The sequence below is a fragment of the Hymenobacter aerophilus DSM 13606 genome (genome assembly GCF_000382225.1).
GTDB lineage: Bacteria > Bacteroidota > Bacteroidia > Cytophagales > Hymenobacteraceae > Hymenobacter > Hymenobacter aerophilus.
Genome location: NZ_KB907834.1, coordinates 1 through 25,061 on the forward strand (window position 1 = coordinate 1; position 25,061 = coordinate 25,061).

Annotated in this window: 19 protein-coding genes; 5 read left to right on the plus strand and 14 right to left on the minus strand. The window is 61.4% G+C overall.

What is annotated here, in order from left to right; translation table 11 throughout:
- Nucleotides 1-232, minus strand: a 232-nt coding sequence (locus H145_RS0117260) for a helix-turn-helix domain-containing protein (RefSeq protein WP_240471721.1), incomplete at its 3' end; no start/stop codon positions are given.
- 55 nt (nt 233-287) lie between these two features.
- On the opposite strand from H145_RS0117260, the gene H145_RS0117265 reads away from it, so the two are divergent.
- The gene (locus H145_RS0117265) at nt 288-770 is read left to right on the plus strand and encodes an Mpo1 family 2-hydroxy fatty acid dioxygenase (protein ID WP_019949414.1); all 483 of its coding nucleotides are present in this window, start codon (nt 288-290) and stop codon (nt 768-770) included.
- An 82-nt stretch (nt 771-852) separates the two neighbouring features.
- Here the strand turns inward: H145_RS0117265 and phhA are convergent, their stop codons facing one another.
- The 12 genes from phhA to H145_RS21915 all read right to left on the minus strand — a co-directional run bounded on the left by phhA (nt 853) and on the right by H145_RS21915 (nt 14,356).
- Nucleotides 853-1,602, minus strand: a complete 750-nt coding sequence (phhA, locus tag H145_RS0117270; RefSeq protein ID WP_019949415.1) for a phenylalanine 4-monooxygenase — start codon at nt 1,600-1,602, stop codon at nt 853-855.
- A 291-nt stretch (nt 1,603-1,893) separates the two neighbouring features.
- Nucleotides 1,894-2,634 carry a phenylalanine-4-hydroxylase gene (locus tag H145_RS0117275; protein ID WP_240471722.1) on the minus strand — a complete coding sequence of 247 codons (741 nt, stop codon included), beginning with the start codon at nt 2,632-2,634 and terminating at the stop codon, nt 1,894-1,896.
- Between the two features lie 259 nt (nt 2,635-2,893).
- Nucleotides 2,894-4,120 (minus strand): amidohydrolase family protein, encoded by a 1,227-nt coding sequence (locus tag H145_RS0117280; RefSeq protein ID WP_019949417.1) that lies wholly within the window; start codon nt 4,118-4,120, stop codon nt 2,894-2,896.
- A gap of 193 nt (nt 4,121-4,313) precedes the next feature.
- Nucleotides 4,314-5,327 (minus strand): 3-deoxy-7-phosphoheptulonate synthase, encoded by a 1,014-nt coding sequence (gene aroF, locus H145_RS0117285; protein WP_019949418.1) that lies wholly within the window; start codon nt 5,325-5,327, stop codon nt 4,314-4,316.
- A 106-nt stretch (nt 5,328-5,433) separates the two neighbouring features.
- Nucleotides 5,434-6,210, minus strand: a complete 777-nt coding sequence (gene trpA, locus H145_RS0117290) for a tryptophan synthase subunit alpha (RefSeq protein WP_019949419.1) — start codon at nt 6,208-6,210, stop codon at nt 5,434-5,436.
- 105 nt (nt 6,211-6,315) lie between these two features.
- Entirely contained in the window at nt 6,316-7,509 is a 1,194-nt protein-coding gene (gene trpB, locus H145_RS0117295; protein ID WP_019949420.1) for a tryptophan synthase subunit beta, read from the minus strand.
- Nucleotides 7,510-7,627: 118 nt separating this feature from the next.
- Nucleotides 7,628-8,269 carry a phosphoribosylanthranilate isomerase gene (locus H145_RS0117300; RefSeq protein WP_033426405.1) on the minus strand — a complete coding sequence of 214 codons (642 nt, stop codon included), beginning with the start codon at nt 8,267-8,269 and terminating at the stop codon, nt 7,628-7,630.
- 108 nt (nt 8,270-8,377) lie between these two features.
- Complete coding sequence (gene trpC / locus H145_RS0117305) at nt 8,378-9,166, minus strand: indole-3-glycerol phosphate synthase TrpC (protein WP_019949422.1); 789 nt, start codon at nt 9,164-9,166, stop codon at nt 8,378-8,380.
- Between the two features lie 118 nt (nt 9,167-9,284).
- Nucleotides 9,285-10,274, minus strand: coding sequence for an anthranilate phosphoribosyltransferase (gene trpD / locus H145_RS0117310; RefSeq protein ID WP_026351599.1), 990 nt, complete (start codon nt 10,272-10,274; stop codon nt 9,285-9,287).
- Between the two features lie 164 nt (nt 10,275-10,438).
- Nucleotides 10,439-11,005, minus strand: coding sequence for an anthranilate synthase component II (locus tag H145_RS0117315; protein ID WP_019949424.1), 567 nt, complete (start codon nt 11,003-11,005; stop codon nt 10,439-10,441).
- Between the two features lie 139 nt (nt 11,006-11,144).
- Complete coding sequence (locus tag H145_RS0117320) at nt 11,145-12,560, minus strand: anthranilate synthase component I family protein (RefSeq protein WP_019949425.1); 1,416 nt, start codon at nt 12,558-12,560, stop codon at nt 11,145-11,147.
- A 344-nt stretch (nt 12,561-12,904) separates the two neighbouring features.
- Nucleotides 12,905-14,356, minus strand: a complete 1,452-nt coding sequence (locus H145_RS21915; RefSeq protein ID WP_019949426.1) for an alpha/beta hydrolase-fold protein — start codon at nt 14,354-14,356, stop codon at nt 12,905-12,907.
- A gap of 911 nt (nt 14,357-15,267) precedes the next feature.
- Between H145_RS21915 and H145_RS0117335 the strand changes: the two genes are divergently transcribed.
- The 4 genes from H145_RS0117335 (at nt 15,268) to H145_RS0117350 (ending at nt 21,865) form a co-directional block, all read left to right on the plus strand.
- Nucleotides 15,268-18,315 carry a SusC/RagA family TonB-linked outer membrane protein gene (locus H145_RS0117335; RefSeq protein WP_019949428.1) on the plus strand — a complete coding sequence of 1,016 codons (3,048 nt, stop codon included), beginning with the start codon at nt 15,268-15,270 and terminating at the stop codon, nt 18,313-18,315.
- Between the two features lie 11 nt (nt 18,316-18,326).
- On the plus strand, nt 18,327-19,955 hold the full coding sequence (locus tag H145_RS0117340; protein ID WP_019949429.1) for a RagB/SusD family nutrient uptake outer membrane protein: 1,629 nt from the start codon (nt 18,327-18,329) through the stop codon (nt 19,953-19,955).
- Between the two features lie 96 nt (nt 19,956-20,051).
- Nucleotides 20,052-20,828, plus strand: a complete 777-nt coding sequence (locus tag H145_RS0117345; protein WP_071595234.1) for a SusE domain-containing protein — start codon at nt 20,052-20,054, stop codon at nt 20,826-20,828.
- Between the two features lie 185 nt (nt 20,829-21,013).
- Nucleotides 21,014-21,865, plus strand: coding sequence for a hypothetical protein (locus H145_RS0117350; RefSeq protein WP_019949431.1), 852 nt, complete (start codon nt 21,014-21,016; stop codon nt 21,863-21,865).
- Nucleotides 21,866-22,010: 145 nt separating this feature from the next.
- On the opposite strand, the gene H145_RS0117355 is transcribed toward H145_RS0117350, so the two are convergent.
- Complete coding sequence (locus H145_RS0117355) at nt 22,011-24,905, minus strand: alpha-amylase family glycosyl hydrolase (RefSeq protein ID WP_019949432.1); 2,895 nt, start codon at nt 24,903-24,905, stop codon at nt 22,011-22,013.
- Nucleotides 24,906-25,061: the final 156 nt, after the last annotated feature.

Sequence of the window (25,061 nt, forward strand, 5' to 3'; positions counted from 1 at the left end):
GACGAGTTGTGCGTTTCCTGGCTCCAGGTGGGCATGGTGGGGGAGCCGGGGGCAAGCCGTTGGCCTCCGCTTCTGCTTCGACCAGGTCGATCCAGTGCCGAACGGTTTTACGTGTGAGCTCAAATTTGGCGGCGGCCTGGGCAATGTTGAGCTTGCCCAGATGAATTTCAGCCACCATTTGGCGCATGGAAAGCGCGTGCTTTTGCATACGCAAGTCAGACAGTGATGCCATAAGTTAACCAAGTTTTTGGTCAACTTTTTCTAGGACGAGACAGTTCCCAATACCGATGGATATCACCGCTTCGCCCGTGCAGCGGCTGCTCGACGAGTACGCCGAGAGCCACCAGAACCCGACCAACAAGCTGGTGCACTGGGTGTGCGTGCCGCTGATTATGTTCGCTATTCTGGGCCTGCTGTGGTCGGTGCCAGTGCCTGTAGCCACGCGCGGCATTAGTCCTTTGCTAAACTGGGGCACATTGGTGATGCTGCTGGCGCTGTTGTACTACGTGCGCCTGAGTTTGCGGCTGGCACTGGGCATGGCGCTGGTCTGGCTGGCAATGGCGGCAGCTCTTAGCTTTGTAGTAAGCTACGCAAGCTTACCCCTGTGGGCCGTGTGCCTTATTGTGTTCGTGCTGGCTTGGATCGGGCAGTTCTGGGGCCATAAGGTGGAAGGCAAGAAGCCATCATTCCTCAAAGACCTGCAGTTTCTGCTCATCGGCCCGCTCTGGCTGCTGCACTTCGTGTACCGTCGCTTGGGTTGGCGCTATTAGGTGAAATGGTGAGTTGATGTCCAGAAGACCTGTTGGCGCTAGTGGCACACGCAGGTTTTCTGAACATCAACTCACCATTTCACTATCTCACCATCTCACCTAATAGCGCCGCCAGGCTTTCCGGCAGCTGCTCCATAGTATCGAGCACGAAGTAGAGGTCCTGGAATTTGTCTTTCTCGAAGGGCGTATCCAGCACGCCCTGCAGGCTGAAGGGCAGGCGGGTGGGCTGCTCGCCGAGGCTGAACTTCACTTCGCCGTGCGACGAAAGCAGGCCCGCTCCGTAAATGCGCAGGCCCTCGGGCTGCTGAATCAGGCCGAACTCGGCCGTAAACCAGTACAGGCGCGTGAACAGTTCGAGCGCGCCGGGCTGCTGGCCGTGTTGCACCGCCGCCACGCCCAGCTCCTGCAGAAACGCCGCAAAACCGGGGTTCGTCAGCAGCGGCACGTGGCCAAATACGTCGTGGAACATGTCGGGCTCCTCTAGGTAATCGAGCTGGGCCAGGGTGCGCAGCCAGGTGGTAGCCGGAAACTTACGCTCGGCCAACAGTCCGAAAAACACCGCGTCGTCCACAATGCCGGGCACTACCACCAGCTCCCAACCCGTCAGCTCGCGCAGGCGCGGGTTCACCTCGCGGAAATCGGGAATGGCCTCGCGGCTAAAGCCCACGCGGCGCACACCTTCCAGAAAGGCATCGGCGGCGCGACCGGGCAGCAGCGCCATCTGCCTATCGAAAAGCAGCTGCCACACGTGCTGGTCGGCGGCGGTGTAGCGGGCGTATTCCTGGCGGAGCAGGGGCTGGAGGGCGGCGGTGGTTTCGAGGAGCGTGTTCATTGCTAAAGGAGAAAAGAGAGAAAAAGAAAAGGCCTGCCTCCGCACGAAGCGGAAGCAGGCCTGACAAGACGTTGGAAGAGGATTTGCTACTCCTGGTTCCGGCACGCCGCCGCCGCTCCGCTCCCTTGCGGGGCGTAATAGGCATAAGCGTAATAGCAGGACGTGAAGCGGGTCATCGAAAGCAAATGTAGTGCGCCAAGAGTGGAAAGCAAGTGCGCCAGCTGAAAAGCCGGAATTCTATGACGGAGTGCGCAACAGGTTTCTGCGCTCCTGGCTCTTCCGGCTACGGCGCTATTCGGCAGTGGTCAGCAGCGGCCGGGGCGCGGCGGCCAGCACGGCAGCCAGGTCGGCTACGCTTTCGGTGAGCTGCTCCCAACTGCTGAGCTCGAAGTAGGCATCCTGCAGCTGCGCCTCGCTGTAGGGCGTATCGAGCACGGTGGCCAACTCGAAAGGCTGGCGCGGCGCGGTTTCCGACAGGTAATGGTGGATTTCGCCCGACGACGACAGCAACCCGGCCCCGAACAGGCGGGTTTCGCCCTGCTCACGCACCAGCCCAAACTGCACCGCGAAGCCATAGAGCCGCTCCAGGCGCGCCATTGCCGCCGCGTCGGGCAGGTGCAGGGTAGCTACGTGGCCCAGAAACTGCAGGAAATCGGCGAAGGCCGCATCCATCAGCAGCGGTACGTGGCCGAATACGCCGTGGAACAGGTCGGGCTCCTCAATGAAATCGAACTGGGCCATGCTGCGAATCCAGACCGTGGCCGGGAACCGGCGCCGGGCCAGCAGGCCGTAGAAGTCGGCATCGCCCAGCAGGCCAGCCACCGGCACCAGCTGCCAGCCGGTAGCCTGCTGCAGGCGCTGGCTTACCTGCCCGAAATCAGGCAGGGCGTGGCGGTGCAGGCCGGCCGCCTGCAGGCCCTGCCAGAACGCCCCGCAGGCCCGCTTGTGCAGCAGGGCGGTCTGGCGGTCAAACAATACTTTCCACACCAAGTGGTCCTGGGCCGAGTACTGGTCGTAGTGTTGCTGTAACATGGCAAAAGGCATAAAAAAAGGCCCGTTTCCTGTCGGAAGCGGGCCTTGCTGAGGTTCAGAGGAGGAGGTTGTTCAAGTTCCCTACCTGTTGCACCGGCCACGCCGCCCGCTACCATACTGCAGATTGCAGACGGTAATCGACATAAAGCGCTTGGCGGTCAGGTTGAACATGGTACGGCAAATATAGAAATATATTTTTCTGCTGCTATTACTTTCTCTGCCGACGACTTTCCTCTGCGAAGGCTACTGCGCCCGCAACTTAGGCCTGCGGGTGGATTTCGGCCTTCTGATTGGTGAACGTGCGCCGCCCGTTCTTGTAGCCCAGCAGCGGCTGGGCAATGGTGCGGATGGCCTCCACGGCGTCGGTGGCTTCCAGCAGCACAAACGTGGCCGGGCCGCCTACCCGCAACTGCGCCTGCCGGGAGAGTAGCTTGGCAGCGCTGCCGCTTATCATCTCGTAAGTGGCCCGGATTTCGTCGTCGGTGGTGAGCTGGGCCACGTTGGCGTACAGGTTGGCCATGCGCACCAGCGAGGCGTCGCCGTAGGGCGTGAAGGCGTTGAGGATGTTGTTGCTGGAAATGGCCGTGGTAACGCCCAGCGCGCTGAACTCGTTGGCATTCACCACGCCCCGCGGAATCAGGTGCGAGTGGTCCTGGCCCATCATCAGCAGGTCGGTAGCCGGCAGCACAATCAGGGCCACATTGGCCTCCTGAAGCAGCCGGGCCAGCTTCAGGCGCTGGGCCGGGGGCATGGCGCTGAGCTTGTTGACGTGGCCGATGGACACGCGGCCCTGGTAGTTGCGGCGCTTGGTCTGCTCCACAATTTTGGGGATGCTGGTGTGGCTGGGGTCGAGGTCGAAATCGAGGTGGAAATCCACGGGCACGTCGAACTCCTGGGCCAAATCAAAAATCAGCTCGATGTGGCGGGCGGGGTCGGCGTCGGTGTAGGGGCAGCCGCCCACCAGGTCGGCGCCCTGCTGCAGGGCCTGGCGCAGCAGGTCGTATGTTTCCATCTCGTCGGTCAGGCCTTCCTGGGCGAAGGCGCACAGCTCGATGTCGATGGCGTAGGCGTACTTCTCGCGCACCCGCTTCAGGGCTTCGAAGGAGCGCAAGCCGGCGCGGGGGTCGGTTTCCACGAAGCTGCGCAGGGCCATCGTGCCCTTCTTGATGGCCATTTCCACCACCCGGCTACCGCGCGCAAACACGTCTTCCTCGGTGAAGTGCTTTTTGGCTTCCTTGGTTACCGAAGCGGCCTCGCCCTTGGTGCCTTTCTGCACAGTGCAGCGGTCCAGAATGCAGGCTTTATCGAGGTGAATATGGGTTTCAAAGAAGCCCGCGCACACAAACTGACCCTCGGCGTCGATGGTTGTTCGGGCTTTGCGGGTGATGTTGGCTTCCAGTAGCTCGATTTTATCAGCTACCACGCCCATATCCACGCAGCCCTCATGGTTGTCCAACCGGGCGTTTTTTATCAGTAAATCAAGCATTCAGCATAGAAAATAAGTCCGCCGCAACGCGGAAACCGGGCGCATGGTGCCGCCCGGCGGAAGAGGAAATTCAGCCAGTACAAGGCCGAAACCGAAACCCGTCCGGCTCAGTTAGTACGGCCTGGCACCGGCACAGTTCGGCTTCCAGCCAGGTAGCCAAATCTAAACCCGAACCGCAGAAAAAAGCGGTGTACTACTCCAACTCCTGGCGCAGCGCGTACACCCGGCGCAGGTTGCGAATCAGGCGGCCCGACTCGTCGAAATCGAGTGTCTGGGCGCCGTCGGAAGCGGCTTTTTCGGGCGTTGCGTGGGTTTCGTAGATGATGCCGTCGGCGCCGGCCATCACACCGGCCAGCGCCATGGCGGCCACGTGCTCGCGCAGGCCGATGCCGTGCGAGGGGTCGACGATGACGGGCAGGTGCGTTTTCTCCTTGAGGATGGGTACCGCATTCAAATCCAGGGTGTTGCGCGAGGCCGTTTCGAAGGTCCGGATGCCCCGCTCGCACAGAATCAGCTTCTCGTTGCCGCCCGAAAACACGTACTCGGCCGACGAAAGCAGCTCCTCTAGCGTGCCCGAAATACCGCGCTTAATCAGCACCGGCTTATCGACCCCGCCCAGCGCGTCGAGCAGGTTGAAGTTCTGAGTGTTGCGGGCGCCCACCTGAAACACGTCCACGTAGTCGTGCATCTCCTCCACCTGCGACACCTGCATCACTTCGGTAATGATTTTGATGCCGCGGGCGCGGGCCATCTGATGGAACAGCTTCAGCCCGTCCATGCCCAGCCCCCGGAACGAGTAGGGCGAGGAACGCGGCTTGAACACCCCGCCGCGCATAATGCGCACGTCGTTGTCCAGCAAATGTTGCATTACGCTCTCCATCTGCGCCTCGCTCTCGATGCTGCACGGGCCGGCGGCCAGCGTCAGCGTGCCCTCGCCAATGCGCACGCCGTCGCCGAGGTCGAGCACGGTGGGGCGCACGCGCCACTTGCGGCTCACCAGCTTGTAGTCGTCGGATACGCGGTGGATGTCCTGCACGCCGGGCAGCTGGCCCAGACTGCGCAGGTCGATTTCGGCCTTGCCGATGGCCACCAGGTAGTGCGCCCGCTGGGTTTTCACCTCGGTGGCTTTGTAGTTCAGGGCCTTTATCCGGGCTTCGATTTCTTGCTGGTTTTGCGCGGAAATCTGGGGGTCGAGTTGGAGAATCATGAGATGGTTGGTCGTTTGTCATCCTGAGCGCAGCGAAGGACCTATCCAGAAGCTAACATCTGATAATACCTTCTATATAGGTCCTTCGCTGCGCTCAGGATGACAATTAGCTGATAACGGAAGAAACGAAAGCGGCAGCGGCGGCCGGCGCATCGTCGGCGCCCTCCAGGGCCCGAATCAGGGCCGAGCCGATGATGGCGCCTTCGGCGTGCTGGCAAGCCTTCTCAAACGACTGCTTGTCGGAAATGCCGAAGCCCACGAGGCGTGGGTTGCGCAGGTTCATGTCGGAAATCCGCTCGAAATAGGCTTCCTGCACGCCCGCGGCCTGGGTGTTGGCCCCGCCCGTGGTGCCGGGCCCCGACACGAGGTAGAGAAACGAGTCCGTCAGCTCATCAATGCGGCGGATGCGCTCAGGGGCGGTTTGGGGCGTGATGAGGAACACCGGCCGCAGGTTGTGGCGGCGGAAGATGTCCTGGTATTCGGTCACGTAATCATCGAGCGGCAAATCGGGCAGAATTACGCCGTCGACGCCGGCCGCGGCGGCCTCGCGGCAGAAGTTTTCCACCCCGAACTGCATCACCGGGTTGAGGTAGCCCATGAGCAGAATCGGCGTGTTGGGCACCTGTTCGCGCACGCTTTTCAGCTGTCCGAACAGCACCCGCATGTTCATGCCGTTCTGTAATGCCACGCTGCTGCTCTGCTGAATCACCGGCCCATCAGCCAGCGGGTCAGAAAACGGCACCCCGATTTCAATAACGTCGGCGCCGGCGTCGGCCAGTGCTTTCAGGATAGGCACCGTGTCGTCGAGCTGCGGGTAGCCGGCGGTGAAGTAGATATTGAGCAGCTTTTTATCCTGCTGGAAGGCTTGTTGAATTCGGTTCATGGGGTGAGTTCCCGCAGAGGGACGCAGAGGTGAAACGCAGAGGTTCGCAGAAAACGACCTCCGCGAACCTCTGCGGAAACCTCTGCGTCCCTCTGCGGGAAATAACTACATTAAATCCTGCTGGATGTAGGTTTCGAGGTCTTTGTCCCCGCGGCCCGAGAGGTTGATGACCACTACATCGTCGGGGCCGGCACCGAGCTGGTCGAGCACGGCCAGCGCGTGGGCCGTTTCGAGGGCCGGAATGATGCCTTCGAGGCGGCTGCACTCCACCACGGCTTTCAGTGCGTCGTCGTCGGTTACGCTGATGAAGCGGGCCCGTTTGGAATCGGCCAGAAACGCGTGCAACGGGCCGATACCGGGGTAGTCAAGGCCGGCCGAGAGCGAGTAGGGTTCGGTAATCTGGCCGTCCTCATCCTGCATAAGCAGCGTGCGCGAGCCGTGGATAATGCCCGGCTTGCCCAGCACCGACGTAGCCGCCGAGTGGCCCGAATGCACGCCGTGCCCGGCCGCTTCCACGGCCACCAGCTGCACCTCAGGGTCTTCCAAGAAGTGGTAAAACGCGCCGGCAGCGTTCGAGCCGCCGCCTACGCAGGCCACCACGTACTGCGGCAGCTCGGAGCCGGTTTTTTCGAGTAGCTGCTTGCGCATCTCTTCGCTGATAACCGCCTGCAGACGCGCCACCAAATCGGGGTACGGGTGCGGGCCTACTACCGAGCCGATAATGTAGTGGGTGTCGACGGGGTTGGAAATCCAGTCGCGGATGGCCTCGTTGGTAGCGTCTTTCAGGGTTTTGCTGCCGCTGCTGGCGGGCCGCACTTCGGCGCCCAGCAGGCGCATGCGGTACACGTTGGGCTTCTGCCGCTCCATGTCCACCTCGCCCATGTACACGATGCACTCCATACCCATCAGGGCGCACACGGTGGCCGTGGCCACGCCGTGCTGGCCGGCGCCGGTTTCGGCAATGATGCGGGTTTTACCCAGCCGCCGGGCCAGCAGAATCTGCCCCACCGTGTTGTTGACTTTGTGAGCCCCGGTGTGGCACAAATCTTCGCGCTTCAGAAACACGCGGGTGCCGTAGCGCGCCGACAGCCGCTTGGCCTCGAACAGCGGCGTGGGCCGGCCCACGTAGTCGCGCAGCAGCTGCTGGTACTCGCGCTGAAACTCGGGGTCGGCCAGAATGTCCAGGTATTGCTGGCGCAGCTCTTCCACGTTGGGATAGAGCATTTCGGGGATGAATGCGCCGCCGAACTGGCCGTAGTAGCCGCGCTCGGTGGGTTGCTGGTAGGTGGGAACAGTCATGTTTTGAGCTGTTAGCTTTTAGCTGGTGGCTGATGGCTTTTCGTTGAGGAAACGATGTTCTGATGGAGCGTAAACAGGAAACAACTGGGGGCGGCAAACGGGCCGGAACCAGTAGAAATCAGACCTGCAATTCGGCGAAAAACCCGCGCAGCCGTTCCACGTCTTTCAGGGCGGGCGCGGTTTCGAAGCCGCTGTTTACATCGAGCCCGTAGAGGCCCGGCAGGTCCAGCCGGGCCAGCTCGGCGGCCACGTCCGGGCCGATGCCGCCGGCCAGCAGGTAGGGCACCGGCAACTCGTAGCGGCGCAGCAGCTCCCAGTTGAAACGGGTGCCGTTGCCGCCCGGCTGGGGCCCGGCCGCATCAAACAGGAAGTAGTCGCAGTGCGGCACGTAGGGCTCCAGGGCCGCGAAATCCACGGCATCGGCCACCGCAAACGCCTTAATAACGCCTACCTCGTTGGCACGGAGCGCGGCGCACTGGGCGGGCGGCTCGGCGCCGTGCAGTTGCACCAAGTCGAGGCCATAGCGCCGCACCTGCTGCATGATTTCGGCCACGCTCTGGTCGACGAACACGCCCACTTTACGCACGTCGGCCGGCAGGCTCCGCAGCAGCTCGCCGCTCAGCTGCTCGCCCACAAACCGTTTCGATTTCGGCGTAAAAATGAACCCCAGGAAATCGGGCTCCAGGCCCGCTACTTCCAGGATATTTTGCGCCTGCCGCATTCCGCAGACTTTCAGGCGAAGATTGGTGGTGGTTGGCATGTGCAGGGAGTTTGGAAACCCAAACGGCCTGGCGGCGGCGAAGTTCATAAGGCGAATTTAAGCGCGTGGTGCGGGCCCCAGCCCGCGCGGATGTTGTATGGATTCTGCTTAAGCAAGCTGCTGCACCAAGGCGGCGCAGGCCTGCTCGGGGCGGGCGTGGCGCATGAAGGCCTCCCCCATCAGAAAGCCCCGGTAGCCTACTTCGCGCAGGTTTTTGATGTCGGCCGCCGAGTTCAGCCCGCTTTCCGTCACCTTCACGTACTCGTCCGGAATCTGGCGGGCCAGCTCGCCCGAGGTGTCGAGGCTCACGGCGAAATCGTGCAGGTTGCGGTTGTTCACGCCCACCAAACTCACGGCGTCGGGGTGCAGCGTAGCTGTCAGCTCCTGCTCGTTATGGATTTCGAGCAGCACCTCCAGGCCCAGGCTTTTGGCCAGCCGGCCCAGACGCAGCACTTCCTCGCCGCTGAGCACGGCCGCAATCAGCAGCACGGCGTCGGCCCCGATGCTTTTGGCCTCGATAATCTGGTACTCGCCCACTACGAAATCCTTGCGCAGAATAGGGCAGAAATTGTAGCGCCGGGCCGTGGTCAGGTCCTCGTTGCGCCCGCCAAAAAACTCGGTATCCGTGAGCACCGACAGCGCCGAGGCGCCCGCCTGCATATAGCCCAGCGTGGTGCGCTCGACCGGCGCGTAGGCGTTGATGACGCCCTTGCTGGGCGAGCGGCGCTTGAACTCGGCAATGATGCCGCTCAAATCGTCGCGTAGCAGGTAGTGGCGCAAGCTCAGTGGCTGGGCCTCCATGTACAGGCTCTGCTCCAGCTTTTTTAGTGGCACCAGGCTCTGGCGCTCGGCCACTTCGCGGCGCTTATGGGCAATTATTTTATCGAGAATAGTCATTTTGAGAAGCTGCAAGCCGCAAGCTACAAGCTGCAAGTCTTGGCTGATTGAGGGGTGATGAGAACGGAAAGAATGTGGAGGTAAGTCCATGCGGACTTTTCAAACTTGCGGCTTGCAGCTAAGCTGAAACTAACAGCTTCAAAGCCTGTCTCGCCCGGCCCGAATCCAGGGATTCGCGGGCGGTGGCCAGGGCTTCGGCGAAGCTGAATTCGGGCTCGCGGCAGCTGATGGCCAGGGCCGCGTTGGCGGTTACCACGTCGCGCTGGGCGCGGGTGCCGCGGCCTTCGAGCACATCCACAAACAGGCGGGCCGACTCAGTGGCGGTTTGGCCGCCGGCCAGCTCCGCGGGGCGGGTGGCCGGCAGGCCGAGGTCGGCGGCGGTAGCTAGCCGCTCGCCGGCGGGCGTGGCCAGCTTGGCGGCCCCGGTCAGCGAGAGTTCATCGTAGCCGTCGAGGGCGTGCACCACGGTGTAGCGGGCATCGGTTTGCTGGAGCAGGTAGTGGTAGAGGCGCAGCAGCTCCAGGCTGAACGTGCCGGCCACTTGGAACTTCGGCCGCACCGGGTTCACGAGCGGCCCCAGAATGTTGAAGAACGTGCGCACGCCCAGCTCGCGGCGTACCGGCCCGGCGTGGCGCATGGCCGGATGGAAGGCCGGCGCGTGCAGTACGCAGATGCCGGCCCGCTCCAGCTGCCGCTTCAATTGGTCGTTGTCGGCGGCCAGGTTCACGCCCAGCTCGCGCAGCACATCCGACGAGCCGCACACCGACGACACGCCGATATTACCGTGCTTGGTGACCTGGTAGCCCGCTCCCGCCACCACGAAACAGGCCAGCGTGCTGATGTTGAGCGTGTCTTTGCCGTCGCCGCCGGTGCCCACAATGTCGATGGTGTCGCGGGTGCCCAGCTCCGGGTCGCGGCTGAGGCTCAGCAGCGCGTCGCGGAAGCCGGCCAGCTCGGGCACCGAAATCGGCCGCATTCGGTACACGCTCATAAAGGCGGCCATTTCGGCGGCGTTGGCTTCGCCCTGCCCGATGCGCAGCATGGCCTCATGGGCCTCGGCGTGCGTGAGAAGCTGCTGGTCGAAAAGTTGAGCAAGAATATGCCTCATAATCACTGATTCGCGCTGATTGTATTGATTTCGCTGATTTTTCTCCTCTGTCATCCTGAGCTTGCGAAGGACCTATACAGAAGGTATTGTCTTTGATATTAGCCTCTGTATAGGTCCTTCGTCGCCGCTCAATTCGCGGAATGCTCAGGATGACAGGAGGCGGCTTACTTCAGCCAGTTGGCCAACATCTGGCGGCCGTGCTCAGTGAGGATGGACTCGGGGTGGAACTGCACGCCGCGCACGTCGAATTCGCGGTGACGAAAGGCCAGCACCTGGCCGTTTTCGTCCACGGCCGTTACCTCCAGCGCCGCCGGCACCGACTCGGGCCGCACGCTCCAGGAGTGGTAGCGGCCCACCTTAAAGGTTGCGGGCAGCTCATCGAACAGGCGGTCGGGGGCTGTGAGGCGGGCCTCGGTGGCCAAGCCGTGCAGCACCTGGGGCAGATTGTACAGTTCGCCGCCAAAGCTTTCGGCCAAGCCCTGGTGGCCCAGACACACGCCCAATACGCGCTTGGTAGGCGCGTAGCGGCGGATGATTTCGGGCATCATCCCGGCCTCGGCGGGCAGCCCCGGCCCCGGCGAAAGCAGCACAGCATCGTAGGCCTCCACCTCATCAAGCGCCAGCCGGTCGTTGCGAATTACGCGCACGTTGTCGCGGTGGCCCAGCTCGCGCAGCACCTGCACGAGGTTGTAAGTGAAGGAGTCGTAGTTGTCGAGAACGAGAATATTCATTTTTAGGGCTTAGGAACTTAGGCGTTAGGACTTGAAAGTCAGGAATCACATAGCTGGAAAGCGGTTGTCTTAATTGTAATCAGGAAGGTGTTAGGAACTGCAGGTCTAAGCCCTAATACCTAATGCCCTAAGCCCTACCCTACACCTGCTCCGCTTCGGCCAGTGCTTTGCGCAGGGCGGCCAGTTTGTGGTGCACTTCCTGCAGCTCGGAGTGGATGTCGGAAGCGGCCACCACGCCGGCGCCGGCCTGGAAGTAAAGCCGGCTGCTGGTACTCAGGAAGGAGCGAATCATGATGGCGTGGTTGAAGTCGCCGTTGAAGCCCAGGTGGCCGATGGCGCCGCCGTAGTAGCCGCGGGCCGTTGGTTCGAGCTGGTCAATCAGCTGCATGGCGCGGTGCTTGGGCGCCCCCGAAAGCGTGCCGGCCGGGAAGGTATCGGCCACGACCTGCAGCGAGTTGGTGCCCTCGGTGAGTTGGGCCCGCACCTCGCTTACCAAATGAATGACGTGCGAGTAGAACTGGATTTCGCGGAAGGTTTTTACTTCCACTGCGTCGCCGTGGCGGGCCAGGTCGTTGCGGGCCAGGTCTACCAGCATCACATGCTCGGCGTTTTCCTTGGGGTCATCGGCCAGCTGCTGGGCCAGCTCGGCATCCCGGATGTCGTTGCCGGTGCGCCGGAACGTGCCGGCAATCGGGAACAAACTGGCCTCGCGGCCCCGAATGCGCACCTGGGCCTCGGGCGAAGAGCCGAAAATCTTGAAGGCCCCGTAATCGAAGTAGAACAGGTAGGGCGAGGGGTTGATGGAGCGCAGCGCCCGGTACACGTTGAACTCATCGCCCGAAAATCCCTGCTCGAAGCGCCGCGACAGCACTATCTGGAAAACGTCGCCCAGGTGGCAGTGCCGCTGACCAGCCGCCAGCACTTCCAGGAACTGCTCGTCGGTCTGGTTGCTCTGCTCCGCTCCTTCCGTTTTAAACTTGAAATCGGGCAGCGAAGGGTTCCGAATCAGGTTGATAAGCCGCGTGAGGCCGTCCTCGTCCACCTCCTCGCCCGCCAGCGTGTGCTCGAACACATACAGTTCATTGCGAAAGTGGTTGATGGCAATTACGTGCCGGTAGGTGCCGTACAGCATATCCGGAATGCTACCGGCGGGCTGCTTTGCGGGATTCAACGTGAGGTCCTCAAACGCCTGCACCGCCTCGTAGCCCAGGTAGCCGAATAGCCCGCCGGTGATAAAATCGTGGCCCGTATCCTCGGTCTGGAAAGCGGCGGCAAACTCCTGGAGCCGGTCCAGCGCCGCCCGCGGCGAGGCCAGCGTTTCGGTTTCCACTACGTCGTGGGGCAGGCGCAGCGTCAGCTCGCGGCCCCGCAGCTCGAAGCGGGCCAGCGGGTCGAAGGCGAGGTAGCTGAAGGCGTTCTGCTGGCCGTGGTAGTCGGAGCTTTCCAGCAGCAGGCAGTTGTCGTACCGGTCGCGCAGGCGCAGGTAGAGGCCGACCGGCGTCACGGTATCGGCCAGTACGCGGCGGAAACGGGTGCTAAGGGAATAGGTTTGCATGGGCGGGCTGGTTGCGGTAAGCAGAGGGAAAGCCAGCGCCGGGCACAAAAAAACCCGGCGGGCGGCCGGGTTACATCTAGGGCGGTTGCGAAGAACAGGATTCGATTCTAACGCACGCACAGGTTGTCCCGTCCGGAATTTCCGTAGGGCCACCACCAGGCTTGCATCAGAGTTGAAAAAGTCATTGCCGAAAAAAGGAGTTGGGGCGTTGAACGCTGCAAAGCTACCAACGGTTGGGTTCCACGCAAGAAAAAGCCCGTTTTTTTTCAATAAAAAGAAAGAACGTCATTCTTCGCTGCGCTTTGAATGACGTTCTTTATGCCGACTGGCAACTCAAAACTAAATTACTCCTTCACCAGCGCCTGCCAGCCCTGGAGTGCGCCGGCGGTTACGTGCAGTTGGTACACGCCGGCGGCCAGCCCGCTCACATCAAGCACGGCGCCCGACCTCAGCTTTTCGCGGCGCACGGTCCGGCCCCGGGCGTCTACTATTTCCAGCCGGGCGCTACCCCGCACTTCGGCGGGCAGCAGCAGCGTGAGGCGGTTGCGGGTCGGGTTGGGGTAGGCGCTGAATGCCAATCCGCTCATCCGCCGGCCCGCGGCTGTCACCACGGCCGGCTGGTTCAGCCACTGGTAGGCCGCGGCAAACTCGCGCTTCCAGAACCATTCGGCGTGCTGTCCGTCGGCGGGGGCCTGCAGGCTCAGGTTGCCGGCTGGTACGCCCGCTTTGGCCAGCGAGTCGTGCATGGCCCGCATCAACGGAGCCATCGTGGCGCTTTCGGTGGCGCCGGCCACGAAATAGAACCGCGTATCGGGCCGGGGTGGGTGCTGGCGGAGGTAGGTGAATAGCGGCTGCTCGGCAAACCAGAAGGCGGGCGAAAACACGCCCACGCGGCCGTACACCAGCGGGTATTTCAGGGCTGCGTAGGTTGAAATCAGCCCGCCCATGCTGCTGCCGGCCACCCCCGTAAACTCGCGGCCCGTGAGGGTGCGGTAGTTGGCGTCGATGTAGGGCTTGAGCGTCTGGACCATGAAATCCACATACTGGTCGCCCTGGCCGCCACCGTACTGCGGGTTGTTCCAGGGCGACAGCTCGTTCAGCCGCTCGGCGCCGCCATTGTCGATGGCCACCACTAGGCTGCCGGTAGCATCGAGGCCCTGGGCCTGCAGCTGGCTCAGGGTTTCATCCACGCCCCACTCGCCCGAGAAGCTGGTGCAGGCATCGAACACGTTCTGGCCATCGTGCAGGTACAGCACCGGGTAGCGCTTGGTGGGCGCCGTGGCGTAGTCGTTGGGCAGATACACCCAGATGCGGCGAGTGCGGCCCAGCTGCGGCATAGCAAACGCCTCGCTGATGACGCGCACGTTGGGCTGCAGGGCGGTACTCTGGCAGGGCGTGGGCCCCGTGCCCGTCAGGTCCTTCCAGCCGGCTATGGTAAAGCTGAGGGTGGTAGGCGCACCGCTCAGCGTCTGGCGGCGGTTGGCCACATCCTGCCCCTTCGCATCGGTTTCGACGCTGGCCCAGGAGCCGCGGGTAAACTTGAATTCGACCGGGCCGGTGAGCGAGGCGGGCAGCGTAAGCGTGTAGGCGCCATCGGCCTGGCGGGTCAGTGCGTGGGTCGGGCTGCCGGGCGTCCAGTCGTTGAACGAGCCGGCCAGATAGAGATTCTCGGCGGCGGGCGTGGCGGCCGGCACGGCCGTAATGCGTACGGTGGTCTGGGCCCGCAGGTCCGGCGCCGTGGGCAGCAGCAGAGCCAGGGGTAGCCAGCGGGCTATGGAGGTAAAAGACGTAAACATGACAGCAAGCTACGCCGAAACCGACTCTCAAAACGGCCCGCACAGCCGCGGCCCACTCCAACAGCTGAGTGGCCGCCGAAAGCTGCTTTTTGGCAACGTGTATTTTTCCGGGAAAATCGCCGCCAGCTAAAATCCGGTTGGTAAGTAAGCCCTTACCCTTAGCTAACCCTAGCTTCGGCTCAGGCACCGTGTCGACTGGTTGCCGCGGTGGTTGCAGCCGTATAACCGGGTCTGCGTTATATCCAAAAGCACTAGCTGGCAAAAAGCCGCTTTTTCCGCTATCCGGGAAGTGCGGTATTGATTTAAATTTTGCCTGCATTTGCTCATTCCCACTTAAACCTCACCTCTACTCCTACTTTTCAGCCCTTTCCTTTAAGATGAAATTATCAATGCAGCGTCATATACAAAACACAGCCGGGTATAAAAGGGCGAATATGCGCCACTGAAGGCGACAAGACCACAATCTACAAAGACCGGCTCCATTTGAGCCCTAATAATGATCAATATAGAACCACCAGGAATTGCTTCGAGGCGAGGATAGCACCCGATAAGCACGGCCTAACCGGCCTGATTAAGCGGATTTTGGGGTTGTGACAAGTAAACAGCCCCCGGTAACGGCTATGGCCGCACCTGTGGAGGCCGGGGCAGGCAACAGGGAAGAGTATGATGGAAGCCGTAAAATCCAATTATAACTAAACCGGCTTGGCGTCATTCAGGCATTGGGTTGTGCAAAACAAGGCGTTAATTTGCACTGTTTATTTATGGCTCGGCACCTCAGAAAAGGGCTCGGAAAACATCTGCCTGGCAACTGTTTTTCGGCGCCGCCCGACCGTTTTTGGCCGGATTGTCAGCCTTGATTTTCCACCTCCGCCCAGGGCGGAAACCCCCTTTTAACCCCTAACAATTTTTCCATGAAAAACCCTTATCTGGCGAAAATGGTGCTGCCGCTCCTATGCGCAGGCGCGGGCCTCAGTACTGCTCAGGCGCAAGGAATTGGCACGGTCAGCGGCCGGGTGCTCGACGAGAAGGGCGAAGGCCTGCCCGGCGTTACGGTGCTGATTGAGGGCACGTCGCTGGGCGGCTCGACCAACGGCGACGGTACGTTTCTGATTCAGAACGCACCCACCGGCCCCCAGACGCTGGTTATTTCGTTCGTGGGCTTCACTACGCAGCGGCAGTCCATCAACGTAACGGCCGGCCAGAACACGGCCGTCGCGGCCCTCACGCTGTCGGAAAACACGACTTTGCTCAACGAAGCCGTGGTAGTAGGCTACGGTGTGCAGCGCAAGCAGGACCTGACCGGGGCCGTGGAGCAGGTTACGGAAAAGGAGTTTGTGAAAGGGCAGATAACCAACCCCGAGCAGCTGATTCAGGGCAAGGTAGCCGGCCTGCAGGTAACGACCAGCGGCGGAGCGCCCGGCGCCTCGTCGAGCATCCGCATCCGGGGTGGCTCGTCGCTGACGGCCTCCAACGACCCGCTTATCGTTATCGACGGGGTGCCGGTTGACAACCGGACGCTGGCGGGAGCGGCTAACCCCCTGTCGCTGATCAACCCCAACGACATTGAAAGCATTTCGGTGCTGAAGGATGCGTCGTCGACGGCTATCTACGGCTCGCGCGCTTCGAATGGCGTTATTATCGTGACGACCAAGAAGGGCGTACAGGGTCAGGAGCTGCGCGTGAACGTGTCGTCGCAGAACTCGGTATCGAGGGCGAACAAGTACGTGGATGTATTGAGCGGCGACGAGTTCCGGGCCGTGGTACTGGCCCAGGGCAATGCCCAGCAGATTGCGTTGCTCGGCCCGGACAAAGCCGTAAACACCGACTGGCAGCGCGAAATCTACCGCACGGCCCTCACGACCGATAATAACGTGAGCCTGACCGGAGCGGTAGGGGCGGTACCGTTCCGCGTTTCGGGTGGCTACCTCGATCAGGAAGGCCTGCTCATTAAAAACGACCTGAAGCGCTACACCGGTTCGGTGGGCCTTTCGCCGGTGCTGCTGAATGGCAACCTGCGGGTGAACGTGAACGTGAAAGGCAGCTGGGTTGACAACAATTTCTCGAACCAAGGCGCCGTGGGAGCGGCCGTGTTTGCCAACCCCACGCTGCCGATTTACGCGCCGGGCAACCCGTACGGGGGCTTTAACGAGGTGCTGAAAGATGGCAACCTCAACACGCTGGCCACGCGTAACCCGCTGGGTCTCATTTATCAGCGCCGCGACCGGAGCACGGTAAAGCGTAGCATCGGCAACATTCAGCTTGACTACGCGCTGCCTTTCCTCACGGGTTTGCGCGCCAACCTCAACCTGGGCTACGATGTGCAGCAGGGCCGGGGCAGCCTCTACGTTCCAGCTACGGCCGCTTCCGATTTCAACCGGGTAGCCATTGCCGGCACAACGGCCGGCCAGGGCGGCCTCAACAATATATCGGGCCAGGACAAGAACAACCGCCTGCTCGAATTCTACCTCAACTACAACCGCGAGGTGGGCCCCGGCCGCCTCGACCTGCTGGCAGGCCACTCCTACCAGCGCTTCGCCGACAAAAACTACGTGTTTGCCGACCGGCTGGCCAACGAAGCGGTGTACGCGGCGGCCCCTACCCTGTTCAGCGGCCTCGACTACCGCGACCCGAAGTACGTGCTGCTCTCGTTCTATGGCCGGGCCAACTACAACCTGAACGATAAGTACCTGCTGACGGCTACCATGCGCGCCGACGGCTCGTCGCGCTTCCGCGAGGGCCAGCAGTGGGGCTACTTCCCTTCGGCGGCCGCGGCCTGGCGCCTCAAGGGCGAAGATTTCCTGGTGAATTCGACCACCATTTCGGAATTGAAGCTGCGCCTGGGCTACGGCCAGACTGGCCAGCAGGACATCGGCGACATTTACCCCTACCTGGCCCGCTATACCTTCAGCGAGAGCACGGCGCAGTACCAGCTCGGCGACGAGTTTTCGAACACGTTGCGCGCGGCGGCTTATGACCGCAACATCAAGTGGGAAACGTCGACGACCTACAACGCGGGTATCGACTACGGCTTCCTCGACAGCCGCTTCAATGGCGCCGTTGATGTGTACTACCGCAAAACCGACGACCTGCTCAACAACGTATTTGTGCCGGCCCTCTCGAACCTCTCGAACAAGCTGACCACCAACGTGGGCTCGCTGGAAACCCGGGGTCTGGAGGCCTCGCTCAACGTGGACATCGTGCGCGGCACGCAGTTCAACTGGACGGCCAACGCCAACGCCAACGTGTACAAAGTGGAAATCACGAAGCTGACCAACGCCACCGACCCCACGTATAAGGGCGACAACGTGGGCGGCATCGAAGGCGGCGTAGGCGGCACCATCCAGATCAACTCGGTGGGTTACCAGCCCAACGCTTTCTATGTGTACCAGCAGGTGTACGGCACCGATGGCAAGCCCCTGGAGGGCGTGTACGTGGACCGCAACGGCAACGGCACCATCGACTCCGACGACCGGTACCAGTACCAGGCGCCGGCCCCCAAGGCCATTCTGGGCTTCGGCTCCAACTTCTCGTACGGCAAGGCCAGCCTGGCCTTCACGATGCGCGCCAACCTGGGCAACTACGTGTACAACAACGTGCGCGCCCAGGCGGCCTTCCCGCAGGGCGGTTCCGATGGGGTTCTCAACAACCTGAACCGCGAATTCCTGACCAGCGGCTTCGTCACCAACACCACCGAGCGGCTGCAATCAGACTACTACGTGGAAAACGCTTCGTTCCTGCGGATGGAGAACCTGACGGCAGGCTACGATTTCGGCAATATTTATAAGGATAAGACGAACCTGCGGGTCTCGCTCTCGGTTCAGAACCTGTTCGTAGCCACCAACTACAAGGGCCTGGACCCGGAAATTACGGCGGGTACCGGTAAAACGGCGCTCGGCATCGACAATACCATTTACCCACGCCCGCGCACTATCTCGCTCGGCCTGAACCTCGGCTTTTAATCCCCGCCCCCATGAAAAACAAGTTTTCACGTTCAGTTGCCCTGGCGCTGGTTGTACTTGGCCTGGCGCCCTTTTCCTCGTGCATCAACGAGCTGAACCAGGAGCCGTCGTATGAGCCGACCGTTGAGTCGGTTTACCGCGACCCGGCGCGGGTGAAGGAAGTGCTGGCCCGCCTCTACGCCACCATGGCCGTGAGCGGCCAGCAGGGCCCGGCCGGCCAGCCCGATATTGCCGGCATCGACGAAGGTTTCTCCAACTACCTGCGCCAGTACTGGATGGCCCAGGAGCTGACCACCGACGAGGCCATCCTGGCCTGGGAAAGTGATGGGGGCGTACCCGAGTACAACCGCCTCACCTGGTCGCCCTCGCACCCCTTCGTGCGGGCCATGTACGACCGGATTTTCTACCAGATTTCGCTCTGCAACGAGTTTATCCGGCAGACCTCAGACGCCAAGCTCAACGACTACGGCATCTCGGCCGCCGAGCAGACCAACATCAGGCAGTACCGCGCCGAGGCGCGCTTCCTGCGGGCGATGAGCTACTACCACGCCCTGGATATGTTCGGCAACGTGCCGTTTGCCGACGAGACGTCGACGGTAGGCACCGAAAAGCCCCGGCGCATCGAGCGCCCGGAACTGTTTGCCTACGTTGAGTCGGAGCTGAAAGCTACGGTAGACGACCTGGCCCCGGCCCGCACCAACGAGTTCGGCCGCGCCGACCAAGCCGCCGCCTGGATGGTGCTGGCCAAGCTCTACCAGAACGCGCCGGTGTACCTGAGCACTACCCCCGGCGGTACGACTGGCACCGACCGCAGCGCCGAGGTGATTACCTACACCAAAAAGATTATCGATTCTGGTTACCAGCTGACCGGCACGTACGCCGACCTGTTCCGGACTGATAACAGCAGCGTCGCGCGTTCCGAAATCATTCTGCCCGTCCGTTTCGACGGCGTCCGGACGAAAACCTACGGTGGCATGACGTTTATCATCCATGCTTCGGTGGGTGGTAAAATGTCGGTCGACGATTTCGGAATTGACAACGGCTGGGGCGGCACCCGCACCAAGAAAAACCTGGTCAACCTTTTCCCAGAGTCGCAGGCCGATAAGCGGGCCATGTTCTTCTCCGACGGTCAGTCGCTGGAAATCACCAAGCCCGCAACTTTCACCGATGGCTACGGGGTAACCAAGTTCAAAAACGTTTCGTCGAAGGGCGTAGCGGGCAACGACAAGGTTTTCCCGGACACCGACTTTCCGTTGTTCCGGCTGGCTGATGCGTACCTGATGTACGTGGAGGCCGTAGTGCGCGGGGGTGCGGGTGGCACCACGGCCCAGGCCGTTACCTACCTCAACGCATTGCGCCAGCGGGCCTACGGTAATGCCTCGGGCAACATCACGGCGGCCGACCTGACGGGCCAGAAAGGCCTGGACCTGGTGCTTAACGAGCGCGGCCGCGAGCTGTACTGGGAAGGCCACCGGCGCACCGACCTCATCCGGTTCGGCAAGTACGCCCGGGGCTACAACTGGCCCTTCAAGGGCGGCGTGCAGGCTGGCACCGATGTGGAGCTGACCCGGACGCTGTTCCCGCTGCCCACCAGCGACCTGACGGCTAACCCCAACCTGAAGCAGAACCCGGGCTATTAATTCTGCCTGATCCAACCAGCCGGAGCCCGCCCAACCTGCGCGGTTTCGGCTGGTTGGCCGCGGCGGCTGTTTCTCACACTTTTTCAGCTTACCCCCATGAAAAAATTATTCACGAAGTTGACCGGCTTGGGCCTTGTTGCGGCGCTATTTCTTACTTCCTGTGAGAAAGAAGGTGATAAGATTATGCTCAACCAGACGGCGGCCCCGCAGCTACAGTCGTCTACGGCTACGCCGGCCCTTAGCCGCGCCGATGCCGACAAGCCGGCCGTAACCTACACCTGGACGCCTACCAACTACGGTTTCGCGGCTGCCCCCACCTACACGCTGGAGTTCGATACCAAAGGCAACGGGTTCAAGTCGGCGCGCACCATTTCGGTGGGCACGGCCACTACCCACACCCTCACGGTAAGCGAACTGAACGGCATCTACTCCGATCTGAAGCAGCCGGCTGGCACAGCTTCGGAGCTGGAAGTGCGCCTGCAGTCGGTATTGCAGGGCAACGCGGCAATGATGATGTCGGACCCGACGGCCATCAAAGCCACCCCCTACGAAAGCCGCGAACTGCCCAAGGATGCGTGGGCCATCATCGGCGACGCGACGCCCAACGGCTGGGGTACCGAAACCCCGATGACCTACGACTTCGACCGCAAGGTCTGGACGATTACCCTGCCCCTGACTACGGCTTACTATAAGTTCCGGGCCAACAACGACTGGGGCCTGAACCTGGGCGCGCTAAGTGATGGGGATGCCACCAAAACGGCTGGTCCGCTGAAGGAAGGCGGCTCCAACATCAAAGTTTCGGAGGCCGGCACGTACACCGTGACGCTGAATTACAACACCAAACCGGCTACTTATACCGCCGTGAAGCAGTAGCCGAAAGCTGCTGCTGCCCCAAAAGGGTCTGGCCCCGGCCAGACCCTTTTTTGGTGCCCGGATTCCGGGCAACCGGCCAGTTGTTCGAGACTGGTTCTTTTGAGCCTCCAGGGCCGCTGCCGGGGTGTTACGCCCTTGGTTTAGCATCTTTACATTCTTACTCCTCCATTTTCACCCCCTTCGTTATGATTCTAATTGCCGATGGTGGCTCGACCAAAAGCAGCTGGTGCCAGCTCGATAAGGACGGCAGCCGCGTGTACTTCAACACCGAGGGCTACAACCCCGATTTCATGAAGACGGCCGCCGTGGCCGACTCGCTCGACCGCAACCTGCCCGATAATCTGCCGCGCGCCGAGGTAACCGAAGTGCACTACTACGGGGCCGGCGTATCGTCGGCGGCCAAGGCCGAGGTGCTGGCCGCGGCCATGCGCCAGACGTTTCCGAACGCCACCGTAACCGTCGACCACGATTTGCTGGCCGCTGCCCGGGCGCTGCTGGGCCGTAAGCCCGGTTTCGGCGCTATTCTGGGCACCGGTACCAACTCGTGCCTGTACGATGGCGAGAAGATTATTCACAACGTCGATTCGCTGGGCTTCTTCCTGGGTGATGAGGGCTCGGGCTCGTTTATTGGCAAGCGCCTGCTGCGCGACTACCTGCGCGGCCTGCTGCCCGAGGGCCTGCAGGAAATCTTCCAGGAGGAGTTCAACCTCACCCGCGACGATATTCTGGACCGGCTCTACAATCAGCCGCTGCCCAACCGCTTCCTGGCCAGCTTCGCCAAGTTCACCTACGACCACAACAACATCAGCTACTGCCGCGAAATCGTAGTGCAGGGCTTCGAAACGTTCTTCGAAAACATCGTCCGTCACTACCCCAACTACCAGGACTACACCTTCAACTGCATCGGCTCGGTGGGCTACAACTTCCGCGACGCCCTGGCCCAGGTAGCCAAAGAGTACGGCATGGAAGTGGGCAAAATCATCCGCTCACCCATCGATGACCTGGTCGCTTTCCACGAAGCCGAAATGGCTTCCTAAGCTGTTAGCTGTTAGCTGTTAGCTGTTAGCTGTTAGCTGTTAGCTGGAAAACGAAGAAGGCCCCGCACTCGATTGAGCGCGGGGCCTTCTTTTTGGTGGTCAAGCGAATTCGTGAAGGAGAGCTGACAGCTACAAACTATGAGCTTTACTTATTCACAACCAGGCGGATGGATTGCTGCTGGGCGCCGGCGTTCAGGCGAACCATATACACACCGTTAGCCAGATTCTGCAGGGGCAGCTCGCGCATCTGCGCGCCGGCCGGCTGGCGGGTGGCGGGCAGGGTTTGTACCGTGGCGCCGAGCAGGTTGGCAACGGTAACCTGCACCATAGCGGCCTGCGGCAGCTCGTAGCGAAGCTGGGCCATGGCGCCGGCCGGGTTGGGCTGGGCCGTAAGCTGTAGCGCGGCGGTGCTGGCGCGGCGGGTACCCAGGATTACGTTGGCAGGCGCCTGAATGCGGCGAGAGGTATAGACCGCATACTGGCCGGGAGCCAGCGTGAGCGGGGCCGACGGGTTAGTGACGGTCAGGGCCTCGCCGGTCAGGTAGTTATACCAGGTACCAGCGCTCTGGAAGTTGGGCACCACCGTGGCCGTCGTCACATCGAAGTTGCCCACGATGGTGACGTTGAGGCGCGGGTCGGTGAGCTGCAGGGTTTTCACGGCGCCATTCAGGTTTTGGGTGAACGTGGCGGGGTTTTCGAAGGCGGGCTCCTGCACTTTGAGATAGATCAGGTTCCGGTACACATCGTAGAGGTGGCTGCGGTTGTTGTCCTGGTAGTAATTCCAGAGCACGGGCTTGTTGGCCAGCTTACACTGGTCGTTTTCGGCGTAGGGCAAGGGCACGGTGCCGTCGGGGCAGCTGAAGATGGATTTATCGTAGCCGACTTCCCCAAACTGCCAGATCATTTTTGGGCCGGGTACGGTGAAGAAGAACGCGGCGGCCATTTCCTGGCGCTTGAGGGCGGTAGGCAGGCTTTTCACCGAGTACGAGCCCGAGGCATTGCCATACGTCAGGTTCTTGTACATCAGGCGCTCCTCGTCGTGGCTTTCCATGTAGGTTACTAGATTGGGCTGGCTCCAGCCGCGCTGCTTGTAGTAGCCGCCGCTGAAGTTGGATTTGCCGCCGTCGTGGTAGCCCATCGTGGCCTCGTTGTAGGCATCGGTCATCTTGCCCCACAGCAGCAGGCCCATGTCGGCCAGCACTTTTTCCTCGTCGTTGTTGCCCAGGTGCTCCAGAATGGCATACGAGGAGGCATCAACGCTCACCTGGAAATCGTGGTAGTCCTTCCAGATGTTCACCCGCGACTGGTCGTACTGGCTCCATAAAGCTACCTTCTCATCATTCGACAACCCCGGCAGATCAGACACTTTCTGGGTGAAGCCCTTGCTCAGGTCGAAGCGGTAGCCGTCGATGTTGTAGTTTTTCAGCCAGAACTCAATTACCTGCTTGCTGAAGTAGCGGGTGAAGGGACTTTCGTGGTTGAAATCGTAGCCCACATTGAAGGGGTGCGTGGCGGTGCGGTTGAACCAGGGGTTGTCGGGAGCCGGGTTGCCGTCCTCGAAATACAACTGCACCATCGGGCTCTGGCCAAACGACTGGTTGAGCACCACGTCGAGCACCACGGCGATGCCGCGCTTGTGGCACTCATCGATAAAGCGCTTGAGGTCGTTTTTGGGGCCGTAGTACTTATCGGGGGCGAAGTAGAACGACGTGTTGTAGCCCCAGCTTTCGTTGCCTTCGAACTCGTTCACGGGCATCAGCTCAATCACGTTCACGCCCAGGCGCTGCAGGTAAGCCAGCGTGTCGGTGAGGGTTTTGTAATCGTGCTTAGCCAGAAAGTCGCGCACCAGTAGCTCGTACACCACCATATCCTCCTTCTTGGGGCGCTGGAAATTGGTGTTCTGAAACGTGTACACCGGGGCATTGCTCTGCAGCACCGACACATTGCCGCTTTGGCCGGCCGGGTAGGGTTTCAGGTTGGGGTACGTGGCGCTCGTAATGAAACGGTCGTCGTTGGGGTCGAGGATTTTTTCGGTGTAGGGGTCGGCTATTTTCAAGCGGCCATCCACCAGATACTGGTAGGCGTACTCCTGGCCGGGCGTCAGGCCATCAACCTGCACCCACCAGCGGCCGTTCACCGAGTTGTCGGCCAGCCCATCGGTGCCCGGCGTGCGCTTCATATAGCCGGCGGCGGTGGCCGTCCAGTTGTTGAATTCGCCGATAACGTGCACGAAACTCTTGTTGGGAGCCGTGAGGCTGAAGATAGCCGAGGTGCCGTTGTTGATATAGGTAACGCCGTTGCGATTGGCACCGGTGGGCAGCGCGGCCACCGTTACGGCGTCGCGGGTTTGCAGCGTCAGCTCGGTGGCGGCCGAGGCCGTACCGGTGGAGGCCGTGAGGCGTAGCGTGTTGGCGCCGGCTTGCGTGAGCGTGATGTTGGCGCTGATGCTGGTGGCGTTGGCGGCCGTGGCTACCTGGGTGCCATTGAGCAGCAACGCCAGGTTGGCGGGCACGGCCGAAGTGCCGGCAACGGGCGTAGGCGTATTAATAGGCAGTACAAACGGGCCGGGGCCGGCGGGCTGCGTGAAGCGCAGGTCAAAATCGTTCTGGGCCACATCCACGAAAATGTCGCCGCCGCCGGTGGCGCGTCCCACAAGCGAGCCGTCGGCGTTGCGGAACACCATGGCCAGGCGCAGAATCTGCTCGGCGGCCGGCACGTTGTACCAGGCCCGCACGCTGGGCGTCAGGGCGATGGTGTAGCGGTTGGGGTTGGTGGCGCTGCGCGTGAGCTTGATGGAGGGGTCGGGGGCGTTGAAGTTGGTAAACTTCACATGCTTCCAGTCGGAAGGGCTGGTGCTCAGGTTGGTGATGACACCGGTATGCACATATACGTCGCCGCTGAAATTGGCTAGTGCTGCATTGCCCTGGGTGGCATCGAAGGTGAGCGTGAGGGCCTGCGCGGCCGTGAACGAGGCGGGCTGTGCAGTGACCACCTGGGCCCACGAATCGGGGCGGGCGGCTCCAAAAGCCAGCAGTACCAAAAAAAGTCGAAGTATCCGCATAAGAGAACTGGTTGGAATTTTCAGAAATCAGCCTTGAACCCTAATGCTGCGTTTGCTCAAAAACTTACCATAAATCAGCTACACAGCACAAGGGAGCATTAAAGATACAACGCCACCCCGATGCTGACCAAGCCT

Bases quoted from the DNA above. Each gene is read 5' to 3' on its own strand.
- phhA (WP_019949415.1), bottom strand. From the start codon at position 1,602: ATGAACACGCTCCTCGAAACCACCGCCGCCCTCCAGCCCCTGCTCCGC.
- H145_RS0117280 (WP_019949417.1), bottom strand. From the start codon at position 4,120: ATGCTTGATTTACTGATAAAAAACGCCCGGTTGGACAACCATGAGGGC.
- trpB (WP_019949420.1), bottom strand. From the start codon at position 7,509: ATGACTGTTCCCACCTACCAGCAACCCACCGAGCGCGGCTACTACGGC.
- H145_RS0117345 (WP_071595234.1), top strand. From the start codon at position 20,052: ATGAAAAAATTATTCACGAAGTTGACCGGCTTGGGCCTTGTTGCGGCG.
- H145_RS0117350 (WP_019949431.1), top strand. From the start codon at position 21,014: ATGATTCTAATTGCCGATGGTGGCTCGACCAAAAGCAGCTGGTGCCAG.
- H145_RS0117300 (WP_033426405.1), bottom strand. From the start codon at position 8,269: ATGCCAACCACCACCAATCTTCGCCTGAAAGTCTGCGGAATGCGGCAG.
- trpA (WP_019949419.1), bottom strand. From the start codon at position 6,210: ATGAACCGAATTCAACAAGCCTTCCAGCAGGATAAAAAGCTGCTCAAT.
- H145_RS21915 (WP_019949426.1), bottom strand. From the start codon at position 14,356: ATGTTTACGTCTTTTACCTCCATAGCCCGCTGGCTACCCCTGGCTCTG.
- H145_RS0117340 (WP_019949429.1), top strand. From the start codon at position 18,327: ATGAAAAACAAGTTTTCACGTTCAGTTGCCCTGGCGCTGGTTGTACTT.
- trpC (WP_019949422.1), bottom strand. From the start codon at position 9,166: ATGACTATTCTCGATAAAATAATTGCCCATAAGCGCCGCGAAGTGGCC.
- H145_RS0117320 (WP_019949425.1), bottom strand. From the start codon at position 12,560: ATGCAAACCTATTCCCTTAGCACCCGTTTCCGCCGCGTACTGGCCGAT.
- H145_RS0117275 (WP_240471722.1), bottom strand. From the start codon at position 2,634: ATGTTACAGCAACACTACGACCAGTACTCGGCCCAGGACCACTTGGTG.
- H145_RS0117315 (WP_019949424.1), bottom strand. From the start codon at position 11,005: ATGAATATTCTCGTTCTCGACAACTACGACTCCTTCACTTACAACCTC.
- aroF (WP_019949418.1), bottom strand. From the start codon at position 5,327: ATGATTCTCCAACTCGACCCCCAGATTTCCGCGCAAAACCAGCAAGAA.
- H145_RS0117335 (WP_019949428.1), top strand. From the start codon at position 15,268: ATGAAAAACCCTTATCTGGCGAAAATGGTGCTGCCGCTCCTATGCGCA.
- H145_RS0117265 (WP_019949414.1), top strand. From the start codon at position 288: ATGGATATCACCGCTTCGCCCGTGCAGCGGCTGCTCGACGAGTACGCC.
- trpD (WP_026351599.1), bottom strand. From the start codon at position 10,274: ATGAGGCATATTCTTGCTCAACTTTTCGACCAGCAGCTTCTCACGCAC.